This window comes from Acidithiobacillus marinus (assembly GCF_002847505.1).
Lineage (GTDB): Bacteria > Pseudomonadota > Gammaproteobacteria > Acidithiobacillales > Acidithiobacillaceae > Acidithiobacillus > Acidithiobacillus marinus.
This window is the reverse complement of the sequence record NZ_MXAV01000006.1, coordinates 49,963-64,492: the sequence shown is the minus strand read 5'-3', so window position 1 is coordinate 64,492 and position 14,530 is coordinate 49,963. Positions and strand designations below refer to the sequence as shown.

Below are 14,530 nucleotides of genomic sequence, written 5' to 3'. Positions count from 1 at the left end.
ACGGTGGCAATATATTTACCCCTGATATTCCTTGAAACGCGCCGAAGTCTGGTAATTCAGATCGGGGGCCACACAAACCATGACCGTACCCGCCTCTTTTACATGAGAACCTATGCTGTATTCCTTATTGCCGTAGCAGCATTGGTGCGCCGGCTGAAAGGGATTGCTGCCGCAAGTGGGTGCAGGATTGCCGGCAAACGCCAAAGCCGAAAATCCCAGGGTGACTACGGCGGTAAAAACAGTGATGGATTTTTTGATCAACATTCGACTTGCTCCTATTGGCTATCTTTCAGTGGTTCCTTCGGCACCGTAATGGACAAGACCTTGCCATCGGGTCGAATGAGTGCGGGTACCCGGTTGATGCCCAGGCGCTGGGCCAGGTGCGGGGTAATGCCATACACGGGATGCTGCAACCGATCTACCAGCGTATTCTCGGCACCCCAGGTGGCGGGCAGTTCACTCGCCATCATCACGACATTGGGATAGGTGCTCTCCCAGGCTTCGACCTGGGCCACCTGCCAGGCCTGCGCGGGGTTGAAGACGATGTAGCTCTGGGTCCAACCAAAGGGCATGGCGGTCAGGGGGTCGAGCATCTGTCCCTTGTGGACCAGAATCTTGCCGGACGGCAGGCGGATCGTCGCGGTAGCGATGATGCTGGGGTTGTAGGTGTAGAAGCGGCCACGACGGGAATCCGGCAACTTGTCGCCGATCCGCATCCGGACCTCCTGCCAGTCCCGGTTTTTGGCTTCGGCTTCGGCTTTTTTCCAGTTAAAGGTTTTGATCTTTTTCTCGAACACCGTGACCATGTTGGGTTCAGCGATCTTCCAGGTCTGGCCGTGAATCTTGTGCGGATTCCCTTTGCCCGCATTGATGGCCTTGATCGCACCGCGCAGCCCGTCGCCATCACCGACAATGGATCCCCATTTTCCGTCAGGAGCCTGGTGAATGATCACCGGAGCCAGATTCACCCGATGATCGGTGAACTCGATGGGATTGATCTCCACATTGGCGGTCTTTTTGAAAGACGGCATGAGCCCGTTCACCTGGTTGATGATGTCCGGCAGGCCTTCGGGTTTGTTGGGCCAGCCGCGTAGCACGAAGACCGTGCTTTGAAAGAGCTTCTGGTTGTCAGCCACTTCCTTGAACCAGTGTCGCAAGATGCTGTGGGGCATATTCATGGAGATGAACACCAGTGTTTTCGCCTGCATCTCCTCTTTGTGCATCAACGTGTGATCCACATACTCCTGCAGGGCTTTCCCGTGCAGATTCGGTGGAATCACGGGCACGCCATGGACGCGCTTGCGGAGAAACGCCTGAGCCTGTGCATTGGATTCCATGGCGTATTCGGCGGCAAAGCGTTGTAAGTCGTTTTTGGCAGGCTGAACAAACTCTTTGGACGTAGGCCGATCACTCGCGGAGAGTTTTACGCCTCGTTTCTCCCACTCCGGGGCTTTCTGCTGGCCCGCCGAGCGCATGATGCTGTCCGAGCGTTGAACGATGGACTGCACCTGCGCCATGTTGATAGGCGGCATCAAGGAGCACCCCCAGGGGGGATGCTCCCGGCAGGGATGCTCCCGGCAGGGCTTTGCTGTCCGCCAGGACTGCTCCCCGCAGGGGGACTTTGCAAGCCCTTGGCCAGCACTTCAGCAGATCCTACGGCAGAGGCAACGCGCAAGAGGCTGTGCAACTGTATCGCCGCTGTCATATTGGCCTGGGGGAAGTAGAGGACCAGGAACGGGGGCTTCATGTGGATTTGCTGCAGTACCGTGTTATTGCGCGTGGCAAAATTCGCACCGAGCGTCGTGGTCGCGCCTATCGAGTGGTGATTGAGTGCATTCAGCAACCGGTCTTCCCGGCCCTGATTGTCGGCTGACAAGAGCGCCGGAGCCATGGGGCCGATAGGCACGAGCTTCAGGGACATGACGTGGAAAGCGTTTTTTTTCTGCAGGCTGCCCGCCTCACCCATCATCGCCCCCATCACGCGATAACCGAACTTCGTCGATGGATTGAATACGGCAATCATCTCATTGGCGGCCTTCGGGTTGCCGACCGTGATCCCGGACAGGGACGCGCACTGGAATGCGATCTGTTCGGCGGCCTGACCATGGACAATAGGGAGCTTGCCGATGTATTTGTTGCCGTAAATGCCGGTCAGGTTTTCACCGTTTTCGAGATTGGCCACCAGACCGCTGATCAGATATTTGCCGTCCGGCGTGAGGTAGGCAATGGCCTTGGAGCCATTGTAATCCATGACCACACCCGTCAATCCGTCAGGGCCGGGAAAAGTCCGAAGAATCTTCCCCGCATGATGGGATGCCAGCACATGCGCGAGGATGCCCGTCGGAGCGGCCAAGGCCTGCGGGATGCTGAAAATGCCAATAGTAGCGGCGATCAGGGTGGTACGGAATCTCAAATCAGGCGGCCTCGAATGTCATAGTGTAATAAACATGAATTTAATATACGACAAACTTGCCGAATCTCCAAGACCAGGCGAACAACCTATCCAGCGCAACTTTGGGTGTAGCAGTTTACCGTAGAGCCGGATGGCGGCGGTTTAGGTGTTGTTGGCGGGTTTTTCACTTCGTACCAAGATTGCGGTGAGGAAGACGAATAAACGGTGCCATTAGGACCGTCCACTTGATCTATCGTCCCATAGTAATCACCGATGGTGTCAGGATTTTCATAAGCAGAAGTGTCCAGAGTATTCTCTCCAGGCTGCAGAGTGATAGTGATTTTACTTACATCGCCATAGTTATTTGATTCACCGACTTGCTGGCCATTCAGGTAATACCATCCCTGGCGTTCCGTTTCAGCATACCAAGTAACCTTTTGGGGTGAGCCGGTTACGTTATCAATTTGGGTTTGAAATGTGGAATAAGCTCCAGGAACAAAATCTGATGGACTAGAATCTGAACCAGCATTAACAGATGAAATCCATTGTGCATTAGCCATATCTTGTCGGTACTGAGAACATTCCGAATTATTAAGTATTCCTGAACAGGTTTGATTTGCAGGAACAGCGTCAACAACTTTGCCACCGTCAGGAATGGTGTTGCATACAGGAGTGGACTCTTGCAGCGCGTTCGCAGAGCTGCAACTACAATAAGTGGTGTTGCTTTCTACTCCTGGAAGCGCCTGCTGACAGGCATCCGCATAGCTCTCACACTGCGGCGTCGATGATTCTCCGTTACAGGAACAATCCTCTCCGGTCTGCTCGTCCACACTAAACAAGTGATCTTCACAATAACGTGTGTTATTCACATATTGCTCCTCCTGAGCAAACTGTGACAACACCACCGTACAATCCTGATTCCAGTGGAACAGGTTCTCGACGACGGGCACCCCATAATACATGTCCAGCGCCCCGCCCAGCACATAGGGAATGGCTCCCGTCCAGCGGAAATACACCATCAGTCCAATCGCAAAGAGCAACCCGGCACCGAGCACCACCATTCCCAGGCCGCCTTGTGCCCAGCCCTGGAACTCGCAGATCATGGGAGAGAAACCGAGCATAAAAATCCTCTGTTAAACTATAAAGCCCAGGCACGACCAGTAATGTTCTTTGCAGGAACCAGTCCCCAGTAGCGCCCATCATAGGAACCCGGCGTGTTACCCATGAGCAGATAGTGGCCCTTGGGAATAACCATTGTCTCAGGCGGCAGAACATGCAGATGCTTATACCTCACCCAAGGCATCAACCATCTTTTGCCCCAGTAGCGATACGGCCCATGAGGGCCGGCGATCCAGATGCTGTTCGCCGTGATTTTGACGCGATCCCCAGGCACACCCGCCACCATCTTGACCACTTCAATCGGTTTCCCTCCAGAAATGGCGTCTACTTTCCGATCATGAAACAGGACCAACTCTCCCGGTAGCGGTTGTGTTGGCCCATACTCCACCAGAAAGTTCGACCAGGGCAGACAGGACTGATACTGCGGGTCCATGGACAACCCGTAGTGCATGGCGATGGCTGGCCGCACCAATACCCCTACCACCACTGCCAAAGCTCCCAACCCCAGAATCAGCACCATTTTGGAGCGCAGTGTCAGGCCGGTATTAGTCATCGGTTTGCCCGAACCGCTGGGCCAGACGTGCTTTCACTACAGCCAGCGCATCTGCGGTCATATTGTTGGATTCCGGAGCCGCCAGCACGTTGCGGGATAACACGATGTCTCCCTGTTTTGCGTATCCGGATGCGATTTCCTGAACCGTCAAACCGATAATATGGCCCATCTCCGCCGCCTGATGACGGGTCAGGGTTCCATTCATTTGAGATTTGAGCACATCGGCCATGATTTGCCCGGTGTTGATATACACCACGCGCACCATGCGGGGACCGTCTGATGTCGCACTCTGGTGTCCGCCATTCCAGGTAAGCATTCCCGACTGGACCAGGAAAGAGATGCCACCAGCCGCCAGCACGCCCACCACCAGCATAAGTGGATACGCATAACGCTCCCGGAATGTCGGCTTGGTCGGCGGTTCCGGGGCGGACGATGTTGCCCTCTCTGACTGCTCGATCTTCGGAACTGTTTCTTTGGGAGAATCTTTCAAAATATCTTCCATTTGCGCCTCGATCTGCCGGATGTATCGGTGTTTTGTGCTTGTTTCTCTGCTTCCTGCTGCGTTTTCAACATCTGATCTTCAACTTCCTTTATGGATTTGAGATAGTCCAGGTGAGTATCGTCAGCGTCTTCAGGATCCTTTTCTTCTTCGGCCAACTCCTGGGTGGCGATATAGGTTTTCTGCTGATCCAGAAAATCCCGGATCGCCTGATCCGGCGGAACCCCGCTGCGCATGGCGGCGATTACCTCCTCTTTTTCCGGTCCATCCGTCGCAAACAGCACCCGTCGATACGGGTCGAGTTTCAGACGACCAATACCCATCTGGTCTTCACTCATAATAAAACACTCGGCGTATTCACCCGTCTTTCGCAAGCTCCGCATCATTTCATACGCAGATCCACCGACCGAAAACAGTCGATCATTTTCAAGCTGGTCCAGCACATCCCGATGCTGTTTCATCACCAGAAAATGCGCCGTCTGGGAAGCTATGACACGGGTATAATCGTTCATATACAGATCTCTGAGTCCCTGCAGTCCGAGCCCCAGGGATCCGCGATTCTTGGCCACGCGGCGTGATAATCCTTCCAGGAATTTGGCCGCTGTCGGGATCTGCAAGAGTACGCTGGCCTCATCCACAAACAGCACTCTTCTGCGAATCTCTCCCGCCCCACCATCACCACGTCCGATTTCTCGACCGATGGCGAACATCATCTGCATCAGGACCACCATGAGCAGGTGATGACGGTTTTCGAGTTCTTTCAATTCCAGATTGACGAACCGGCCCCGCAAGTCCACGTTCATCGGTTGATTGAACCAGTGCCCATAAGCGCCGTGATCCGTGAAGCGGTGCAGCATTTTTCCCATTTCTATGGCGCGGGGGTCGTTATCCTGCGCTACCAGATATTCCGCCATGTGCGTCGGGGTGGCGTCCTGACCCATGTTGCCGAAAATGGATTCAATGGCCAGCTCAATGATATTCAGATCCCGGTCGCTGAGTTCGCCTTTCGGTGAAATCATTGTCCCTAATATACCGACCAATTCATCCATTTCGTCATGCAGATTTTCCACGACGGAAAATGGATTCAGACCAATATCCATATCCGGGCGCAGATCTATATGATCCCCTTGAAAAACCGTACAGAGTTTTTCAAAGGACCGGCCTATTTCAATCGCCCAGACCTGTGCGCCTAGGCTCAACTGGTCCAGTAGGAGCTGTTGAGCCGTCACAGACTTGCCCGAACGGGTACGCCCCGCCAGAACGAAGTTAAACCCGGATTCCGAAGCATACAGATCAAAGAGGAGCAGGTGCCCACGGCGGGTGACGAAAACGGTGCCCGCCCCTGGAACGGTCATGCGTTGGTTCCCCTGGATGTTGCCCGTCCAGTCCACCAGCAACGGCGCACAGACTGCCGCCTGACTGGTGGTGCCCGAAAGCATTCGCTTCGTCATGAACAAGCTCTGCTCGTCCGGAAAAAGCGGTAAGGCGTTCAGAAACATGGGTAATGCCAGAAAATTATCTTCCAGAAAGGTAAATCCCGCTTTGGCGGCTTGTGAAACAAACCCTTTGGCCGCCTTATCCGCCTCTTCCTTCGTCTTCCCCCAGATAATGCCGGTGACGTTCATCTCTACCGCATGATCGCCGCTGTCCAGTGCGTGAATCAGAAAGTCGATCCCCTCTTTACGCATTCCGAGGCGCGGCGACCACTTGGCCATCCTGCCGCGTGCCTGCATATTGGTAATGACCTGCTTGCTGTTCAGTTCATTCCGTTTCTTGACCTGATCCGGCAATCGCAGCGTAAGAACGACTGCAGCAGGGGTGAGCATCTGCCCGCCCTTCCCTAACGGATCTCCCATCAGGAAATTGGTAGAAGCAGCATTGATCGGTCGGGTAAACCCTTTTACGGAAAGCACTTTGATCACATCGCTTTCACCGTCACCATGCTGGATAGAAAACAGATCTGAACGATCATCCACCCCATCTCCCGGACCCAGTATCTGATCGCGCAGGAGCTGGTTTTCATCCACCCCATCAAACCAGTCACTCCGGATATGCACGAAGCGTCGCCACAAGGCCAGCGTGCGTCCTCTGGATAGACGAACCGGGCTAAAACTGTTCAGGCTCGACTGAAAAGAGGTGATGCGCTCATGCACCATTTGCACCTCTTCATCGGTCGGAAATTCCGCCACTGGCATCTTGATGGCGATAAAGACCTGGGATTCCGTCAACGGTACTCCGGAATCCCGGAAAACCGGCGCTTCAGCAGCATGAAACGTCCCATAATAGGCGGCAGTCTGGTCAGTAATCGTCGCCATCAACTTGCGCTGATTACCCGTGAGCCCTGGATCTTCCGCAATCGCGGAACGTGCCCCCTGGAAGGTCAGCAACTGATCCTGCACATCCGGGATATTCATCTGAATAATTTGCACAAAGGTATCCGGCGGCAAGTTCATGGCCCAGGCGGATTCCAGCTCTTCCGTGATACTGTCATCCATCCCGGAAAAGAGATTACAGGCCATCACACAGCCGATATATCCATGTGCCATGAAAACCAGTTTCAGTTTTTCGTCCCAGGCGTACCATGGGAAAAGGGTATCGAGGCTGTGCCGCTCCAACAGGCGATACAGTTGATCATTCAGGGTCGTACTCAATGGATGCTGCTCCCCAGTTTGTTTTGTGTGATACAGCGCGAAACCAGTGCGTTGGCCATCTCGAAGAACTCGGAATAATTGCCCTGCACATCACCGGGGTTCAGCACATAATGGCCGCAGATGATCAGCGACGGGGTTTTGCGAATGCGGGCCTTGGCCATGATTTTTACATCACGAAACACCATGTCCGTGACGGGTTTCAGATGAATGCCTATTTCAAAGATATTGGCAGGCACACCCACATCTTCGGCGGCTATCTGATAAGTATCGAGACTCCAGTAAGGCGAGTGCCGATCCTGAACTTCGGCAAAAGCTGCGTCATCAAATTTCGGAAGCAAGGCGGGGTTATAGCCTTCCACCGTAAAAAAAGCGCGGGTCATGGGAATCCACGACTTCCCGACAGCGGCGGGCATCTGTTCAAAATGCACACTCGCCGGCAGAGTGCGCGACCACCGCAGAATTTCCCGGTTCAGCGCCCGACAAAAAGGGCACTCATAAACCAGAGCCTCGATAACGGCGTTGTGCATCCCCGCAAGATCTACGGTGCGGTATGGTTGAAAGTGGGGCATCGTATTGTTCTGAGCACCGCCCATACCCAAATCAGGCATCCCCCCTCCCAAGCCATCCATGGCCCAAGCGGGCGTTATACCCATCGCCGCCACCAGGAGCGCCGAAAGCAGAACAGGTTTAGTCGCTGACATCAGAAAGACCCTCAAACAAGGCTTTGCTATTGGTGACACCTTCATGCACCAGTCGCGCTCCCCAGGTGGTCAGCGGCGCGAATTGCGGCTGCTTTTGAGCAGCGGCAAGCATGGCTTCCTGGTCCCCCAGCGCGTCACGGTACGCCTGGTCGTATTTGATTGCTTCAAACAAAACGCGCCGGGAAGCATATCCGGGATTACCCCGGCAATGTTCACATCCCGCTCCAATCATTTCCGAATCAGGAATCGGCAACCCGCTATCCTGCAGCATCTCCGGATATTGCACAGGCTGCGGTTGGGCACAATGCGGACAAACACACTTGATGATGCGCTGCGCAAAAACGACCCGTATAGCGGCTTTCATTAGATGTATTGGCAGACCCAGATCCTGCAATCGGGAAAACACTCCATTGGCGGAATTGGCATGGATAGAAGCCAGAACCTTGTGTCCGGTAATGGCGGCGCGAGCGGCCATTTGCGCGGTCTCTTCGTCGCGGATTTCGCCAATGAGAATGTCGTCGGGATCCTGGCGCATCATGGCGCGAATCGCGCTGGCGAAGGTTCGCCCTGTCCCCGATCCTACGGGGATCTGCTGAATACCGGGAAGCACGAACTCCACCGGATCTTCAGCAGTAATGAATTTGTTGTCGGGACGGCTGATAGCGCCGATCCCGGCATAAAGAGTCGTGGTTTTACCGGATCCGGTTGGTCCTCCGGCAATGATCGCGCCTTCTTTCTGTTGCAAGGCCCAGCGATACAGAGATTCCACCTCTGGTGGCATACCGAGATTTTCAATGGGCATCCCAGCGTTTTTGGAGTCCAGCAAACGACAAACGGCAGACACACCATTCACGGTCGGTACAATGTTCAAACGGATTTCCACCCGCCGACCTTCAATCTCCTGCACAAATCGCCCGTCCTGCTCTTTGCGTGTTTCGTCCACGGCGAGTTTGGAGCGGTACCGCAATTTGGCCAGGATCAGAATGCCTTCGTGGGGTTTGACGGTTTCCAGTGTAGTGAGCCGCCCCAGAATCCGGGAGCGAATCCGCATCGACTGGTCCAATTCTGTTTCAAAATGCAGATCTGACCATCCCTCCTCTGCCGCCTGATAAAACAGATCATTCAACAGATGAACGACCGAGCCATCCCGGTCGCTGGTGGAAATGAAGGCATGGGATTCCTGCGCCACAAACTACCCCTGAATCCCTTTCAGGAATGCCGCCGTATTCTCCGGCATCCCCGGATTGATGGCCCAGTGCCCCTGGGTGTTTTTATACACCAGGAACGGGGTGCCGTTGATGCCATGCTGGTTCATCCAGGTGTTATTGGCTTTCACGGCCCGGACATCACTGGCCGGGATTTTGGCGAGCGGCACGATGCCGCCTTCTTCTTCCGGCACATTGAAATGGGCCTCATCGTAGCGCCAGGCCTTTGCGGGATCCTTCGACGCCAGAATGGTTTCCGCCTTGGGTGCCGATGAGGGCTTGAGGAACCCGACAATGATCAGGTGAATTTTGAGCTTCCCGGTATTCACTGCCGGTTTCAGGTGCTCAAAGGTCAGATGGCAGAAAATGCAGTTGGGGTCAGCGACCATCCACACCTGCTTGGGTGCTTTAGGGTTTCCTATCAGGAAATTCGTGGTCTTTGTGACCGCCTTGCCCATCTCCGTCGGAGAGATCTTTTTCGGCAGATCGCTTGCGGGCAGATATTTGTGGGCATAACTGACAGAAAGATTCTGCCCCGCCTTGTTGAAGATGCCCCCCATGAAGACGTGTTGGCCATCTTTGGAGGTGTACATCACCAGCGCGTGTCCGGGGGAAAGCTGGACGGCATAGCCGTTCAGATCCGCGACCGCTGGAAATGTCCGAATGATCTGTGCCTGACCATGGCTCATGGCCATAATTGTTTTGGCACCTGCCTGGTAGCTTTGCGGCACAGTTCCCGCCATCGCCCAGGCGGACGAGGTGAGAAGCAGGCCGGCGGCCAGGCCGCCGACCAGGGACCGCGCTGGTCCAGACCGCATTTAGAGCACGCCTGCCGCGTGAGCGCCGCTGACGATCAAGGTCTTGGCCACACCCGCGCCAGCGGTCGCGGCGAATATGTTGATCAAGACCGGGATACCGTAATACAGCGCCACAGCGCCACCGACGACGATAGCCAGCACCGTTCCACGGCCCGTAAAGACCATACTGGCGACACCGAAGATCAGACCGCCAGCAACGATGGCGAGTCCCAGATCACCCTGCGCCCAGCCTTCGATCTTGGTGGCCACGGCAGAGAAGGAAGTGCCCCCCGTACCGGCATGGGCCTGGATCATCAGGGCAAGAGCGGCAACCACCATCAAAGCGGCAGTGACCACGACCTTTTTACTGCTGAGAACGCTGTTCATTTTTTCCATGAACAACTGATACCGCAGAGCGGTTGATTGCATGACTGCTTCCATATTTTCCTCCTGAAAGTCTCGGAAGCCAACGAAAACCCATTCATTCCACGGGCACTGGGACGCGGGCGGATCCCGCTGCGAAATCCCAGTGCTGCGGATGCAGAATGGAGTACACCACGCCCGGAAAATGCAGATTGCCTTCCGGACCACGGTAGGGTGCGACCCATACCCGCAATACACTCGGCTGCGTAATCAGCGGCTTTGGATATTGCAGTGGGGCCATCAACGATCCGGGGGTTTCACCCGGTACACCCGCGCTGGATGTGCTAATTTTGCTCGATCCGGTTGCCTGTGCGGACGAACCCGAAGTCGGAGCGGTATTTGGATGCAGATTCGGCGTTTGATCGGCGAGACTCGGCGGCTCCCGCAAGAGTTTTCTTGCCATCGCGTCTTCGCGCAGTGTTTCTTTATCAGGATTGACCTGATCCCGATGGTTGGTCACGCCATACATGGTGCGGGCATTGAGGCAGACCCCGCCTTTACCATGGATGCAAGGGTGTGCGGCGGCGCATCCCGCAAGGAGCGTGATCCCGCCCAAAATTAACCAGTGATGATATTTCAAGGTTGCCCCCTTACTTCAGGTTGTTGTCCGCCCTGATCTTCGCGCTCCACGGCCTGACGATTCGGAAATGCTGCAGCCACGGCAGAGGATTGTCCGCTTCCGGCGTATGGTGAGGTTTCTCCCGCATCCTGTGCGGATGCCTGTTGTGGCACAGCCTGATTATTCATCGACGACGCGGCAGCATAACTGGCTTCAGCAAGTTGTCCTGGAGTTTCACCATTGGTGTGAATCCGCACCCCGGACACCAGAAAAAGATCCACCGCCACCCCCGGATTGATCTGGATGGTGGGCAGCAACGATTCCGCCTCATGTAGATAGAACTTGGAAATCATGCCAGCGGGTGTACTGATACCGCCTGCCAAGGCACTCTCGCCCATATAAGCTGGATTAAATGCTTGGAAACCCGCCTGGGAACCACTGGTCGGGTTCAGATTCAAACCCTGCACGCTGGTAGGTTGAACCGCATTGCCCAGGCCGGAGAAGATTCCGGCCAACAGAGACTTCAGGATGACCGGCCCCTGATGAGAGATCACCTTCCCCGGAACCCCCAGGATACCCCCGCTTTCGACTTCCGCCTTGATCGGCGCGGTAATCACCTTGCCGCCCCTGCGTCGCACACAGGACAGCATATTTGAGCGCAGATACACTCGATGGGTGGACATATCCCCGTATCCTGATGCGATGATGAAGCAACTGGAGAAGTTCGCTCGAACCCCGTTGGGCAGGACAGCCCGCCGTTTAACGCGAATATCGACGATCTGCGGATTGGAATGGGCCTGTGGACCGGTTCCCGCCTGCAAACCTGTCAGCAGAACCCCCGACATGATGGTTCCTGCAGGCAGATATACTCCCTTCTGGCTTTTTACTGTCACTGCCTGATTGATATGTTTCAGCTTGCTGACATGATGGAACGTAAATCCGGTCTTGCTGGGAGCTTCAGGAGCTTTCGGCACTCCGTTTGCGGGAATAGGCGCTGTGCTTGTGGTGTCTGACGAAGACACCGCTTGCTGCGAACCTAAAACACGCGGCGCTTGCGCCGGATAAAAAACCGGCGCTGGCGTCAATGCCTGATAAGGGGCTTGTGACCGCTCCATGCGCAGTTCCGAGATCTGATTTTGCAATGCCTCTACATCCGCCTTGAGCGCCGCATCATTCGGATTATCCGTGCTTACCTGAACGCCATGCTCTTTCGCTATCTGAGCCAGTAGTTTTTTGCTGACATGATTGCTGAGATCCTTGATCTGATCAGCCTTGAGTCCCGCCATTCCCTCATCGAGCTTCACCAGATTTTTTACCTGATGACTGAGCGCCGAGATCTCGCTTTGCATTTCCTTCGGACTCATGGACTTGGGATGCTCGATATAAACCTCATTGCTAACCGCTTCGGCTTTCTTGAGCTGCGCCTCCTTCTCGGCACTATTTCCCGTTCCAGAAAGCTGCGAACCCACGATGACCGCGCCCATCACGCCGGCGGCGAGTCCGGCAAATTTGAGTTGCTGCTTGCGCTTGGGGGGCTGAGTTTTCCACCAGAGGCGCAGTCGATCCTTGGGTGTCAGCGCCATACATCCCCCAGGCCGTGACGGGAAGGCGGCAAGGTTTCCACCATATAAAGCCGCGTGCTCTCACCCGGATACAGCAAGTGATGCGGGTAGAGAGATACGGCCTCTACACCCCGGCTGTAGAAATCGTTTTCCGTCAGCGTGACCTTCCGGCTGAGATTGTTCTGGATCCGGTATTCGAGGATCTGATCATGATTCCCGACCCAGCGTTTCTCACCCGCCCAGGACAATGGAATAGCGACATTGAGTGGCGTGATTCTATGCGACTGCCGATAGTCTTCCGGTACCTGATTCATGACCACATCCCGCATAAGTGCCACCATTTGGCTGGCATAAGCAGAATGATCTGGGACAGAAGGAGCCTGGTTGGGCACGAATCCAGGAAACACCAGATGATAGATTTTTGCGGGCGTTTTTCCAGGAATGAGCGTCAGCGATACCACCGGATCTTCCGGATTCTCACCGGTAATATATATTCCTACCGGGAAACTGATCGTTGAGCCGATAAAAATGTCTCTCCCGTGGGTAAAGCGTTTGGCATAGCGGGTGTTACCCACGATGACCTGGGGATGGTGAAAAGGCGTGACAAACAGATTGGGAGCCACACCAGACACAGGCACGCCGTAAGTCACCCCATTCTCCACGCGAATTGTTTTCCCCGTTACAGGCGTACTATCCTTTCTGGCCTGGGCGAAACTCATGTGAGGCACCTCGCCGGCACTGCTGTATCCAGCCGTGTTCATGGCAGCCTGATGGATTTGAGTAGGCGTTGCCCCTGCTGGGGGTGGGGTATAAGGCACATTTTGAGCCGGCATGTGGGCGGCAGCGTTTGCTGTGACCGCTGGATGCGCATCAAATGCTGCACTCGTCGGCGGCGGCGGCGCATTCTCCGGGATGCGCCCTACCCCGCGAAAAGCCGGACTGACCGGATTCGCCCCGGAAACCGGACTGGTCGGCAAATGAAACTGCCCCGATCCATTATCCGCACCTTGGGCAAAGGCTTTCTGCCCCACGAACTCGTTGTACTCCGCCTGTGTTTTTTTCCCCATGACGGCCCCGGAATCCAAGGCTGATTGAGGAGCGCCCTGCCCGGGGGGCGGAGGCACAACACCCGCCCACGCGATCACAGGAATCGCGCTCAACACGGCTGCGACCAGGTATTTTTTCAATTAGTGCCTCCTGCTTTTACTTTGGGCGCGTTTTTCATCAACCATGCAATCGTGTGTGCAGGTCCGGGATAAGGCTCGAAACTCGACAACACCGGTTGCCCAGCTTCAATATGCACCTGCATCTGGAAGGTGTAGGGCAGCTTTTCTACCGTTTCGCCGCTCGAATTGATCTGGTGCAAAACGCCTTCAACAAAGACGGTATTATTCGCCGACTGCCAGATGGTTTTTCTCGCGCTGAATGTAAAATTCGCGTTATCCGCTTTTTCCTCTTCGGCGGATGTCATCACCTTACTTTTGACGCTTTGATAACTACCTGCGCCAAAGAGCTTCCCCAGTGCATCCGCCACATATTTCGCGTCTCCCGGCGTCAGGTTCCCGACCAGTTCGGCGACATAGAGGCCAAAACTCTCGTAATAGGCACTGTCGGCATCGGCATATCCGACTCTGACCTGTTTATTCAGATAGGGCGGAACAATGACGACTCGCGTGCTTTGCGTCGCTATCACCCAACCTTCGATGGCAATGATGATGCTCAGTAGCACTACCACCCCCACCAGGATTCTGGACTTTGAGGACAGTTCATCGACATTTTTACGGAAGAGATTGAAGTTCACGCAATCCACTCCTTGATATTGCCGTTTTTGAACACCTCATTAAGCCGCCACCAGCCGAACTTGTAGCTCATGTGGATAAGCACTCCGTTGAGCTGATTATTTTTCCAACCCTGAAACAGCTTCACCATGATGAACGCCAGCACAATACAGATGGTGAGTTCCCGCATGATGTAGCCAATGATGAAAAACATGGCACCGACCGCCACTTCGTCCATTTCCCAAAAGAGAATCATGGGCTGATCATCCACATGGCCGGGTATATGCACTG

General features: G+C 54.8%; 16 protein-coding genes. All 16 read right to left on the bottom strand.

The genetic code is table 11. From position 1 onward, the window contains the following. Positions 1 to 15 precede the first annotated feature (15 nt). The 16 genes from B1757_RS02480 to traL all read right to left on the bottom strand — a co-directional run bounded on the left by B1757_RS02480 (position 16) and on the right by traL (position 14,528). Positions 16 to 264, bottom strand: coding sequence for a DUF1496 domain-containing protein (locus B1757_RS02480; protein ID WP_101536814.1), 249 nt, complete (start codon positions 262 to 264; stop codon positions 16 to 18). A gap of 11 nt (positions 265 to 275) precedes the next feature. After that, positions 276 to 1,532 carry a TrbC family F-type conjugative pilus assembly protein gene (locus B1757_RS02475; protein ID WP_101536813.1) on the bottom strand — a complete coding sequence of 419 codons (1,257 nt, stop codon included), beginning with the start codon at positions 1,530 to 1,532 and terminating at the stop codon, positions 276 to 278. Beyond that, a complete protein-coding gene (locus B1757_RS02470; protein ID WP_253253663.1) occupies positions 1,532 to 2,413 on the bottom strand; it encodes a hypothetical protein in 882 nt (293 codons plus the stop codon). The genes B1757_RS02475 and B1757_RS02470 overlap by 1 nt, the downstream gene beginning before the upstream one ends. An 86-nt stretch (positions 2,414 to 2,499) precedes the next feature. After that, positions 2,500 to 3,513, bottom strand: coding sequence for a hypothetical protein (locus B1757_RS02465; RefSeq protein ID WP_101536812.1), 1,014 nt, complete (start codon positions 3,511 to 3,513; stop codon positions 2,500 to 2,502). A 17-nt stretch (positions 3,514 to 3,530) separates the two neighbouring features. Further along, positions 3,531 to 4,064 (bottom strand): signal peptidase I, encoded by a 534-nt coding sequence (gene lepB, locus B1757_RS02460; RefSeq protein WP_101536811.1) that lies wholly within the window; start codon positions 4,062 to 4,064, stop codon positions 3,531 to 3,533. Beyond that, positions 4,057 to 4,566, bottom strand: coding sequence for a hypothetical protein (locus B1757_RS02455; protein WP_143484191.1), 510 nt, complete (start codon positions 4,564 to 4,566; stop codon positions 4,057 to 4,059). Before B1757_RS02455 ends, lepB begins: the two co-directional genes overlap by 8 nt. Beyond that, on the bottom strand, positions 4,551 to 7,214 hold the full coding sequence (gene traC / locus B1757_RS02450) for a type IV secretion system protein TraC (protein WP_101536809.1): 2,664 nt from the start codon (positions 7,212 to 7,214) through the stop codon (positions 4,551 to 4,553). The genes B1757_RS02455 and traC overlap by 16 nt, the downstream gene beginning before the upstream one ends. Then, on the bottom strand, positions 7,211 to 7,915 hold the full coding sequence (locus B1757_RS02445; RefSeq protein ID WP_101536808.1) for a thioredoxin domain-containing protein: 705 nt from the start codon (positions 7,913 to 7,915) through the stop codon (positions 7,211 to 7,213). The genes traC and B1757_RS02445 overlap by 4 nt, the downstream gene beginning before the upstream one ends. Next, on the bottom strand, positions 7,902 to 9,104 hold the full coding sequence (locus tag B1757_RS02440) for a GspE/PulE family protein (protein WP_101536807.1): 1,203 nt from the start codon (positions 9,102 to 9,104) through the stop codon (positions 7,902 to 7,904). Before B1757_RS02440 ends, B1757_RS02445 begins: the two co-directional genes overlap by 14 nt. 3 nt (positions 9,105 to 9,107) lie before the next feature. After that, the gene (gene dsbG / locus B1757_RS02435; RefSeq protein WP_101536806.1) at positions 9,108 to 9,938 is read right to left on the bottom strand and encodes a thiol:disulfide interchange protein DsbG; all 831 of its coding nucleotides are present in this window, start codon (positions 9,936 to 9,938) and stop codon (positions 9,108 to 9,110) included. Beyond that, positions 9,939 to 10,358, bottom strand: coding sequence for a conjugal transfer protein TraA (locus tag B1757_RS02430; protein ID WP_101536805.1), 420 nt, complete (start codon positions 10,356 to 10,358; stop codon positions 9,939 to 9,941). Positions 10,359 to 10,398: 40 nt separating this feature from the next. After that, positions 10,399 to 10,920: a type IV conjugative transfer system lipoprotein TraV gene (gene traV, locus B1757_RS02425; RefSeq protein ID WP_101536804.1), complete on the bottom strand. Its 522-nt coding sequence runs from the start codon at positions 10,918 to 10,920 to the stop codon at positions 10,399 to 10,401. Beyond that, the gene (locus tag B1757_RS02420) at positions 10,917 to 12,482 is read right to left on the bottom strand and encodes a TraB/TrbI/VirB10 family type IV secretion system protein (RefSeq protein WP_101536803.1); all 1,566 of its coding nucleotides are present in this window, start codon (positions 12,480 to 12,482) and stop codon (positions 10,917 to 10,919) included. Before B1757_RS02420 ends, traV begins: the two co-directional genes overlap by 4 nt. Next, a complete protein-coding gene (locus B1757_RS02415; protein ID WP_101536802.1) occupies positions 12,473 to 13,648 on the bottom strand; it encodes a TraK domain-containing protein in 1,176 nt (391 codons plus the stop codon). Before B1757_RS02415 ends, B1757_RS02420 begins: the two co-directional genes overlap by 10 nt. Next, complete coding sequence (traE, locus tag B1757_RS02410) at positions 13,645 to 14,262, bottom strand: type IV conjugative transfer system protein TraE (protein ID WP_101536801.1); 618 nt, start codon at positions 14,260 to 14,262, stop codon at positions 13,645 to 13,647. The genes B1757_RS02415 and traE overlap by 4 nt, the downstream gene beginning before the upstream one ends. After that, positions 14,259 to 14,528, bottom strand: coding sequence for a type IV conjugative transfer system protein TraL (gene traL / locus B1757_RS02405; RefSeq protein WP_253253672.1), 270 nt, complete (start codon positions 14,526 to 14,528; stop codon positions 14,259 to 14,261). Before traL ends, traE begins: the two co-directional genes overlap by 4 nt. Positions 14,529 to 14,530: the final 2 nt, after the last annotated feature.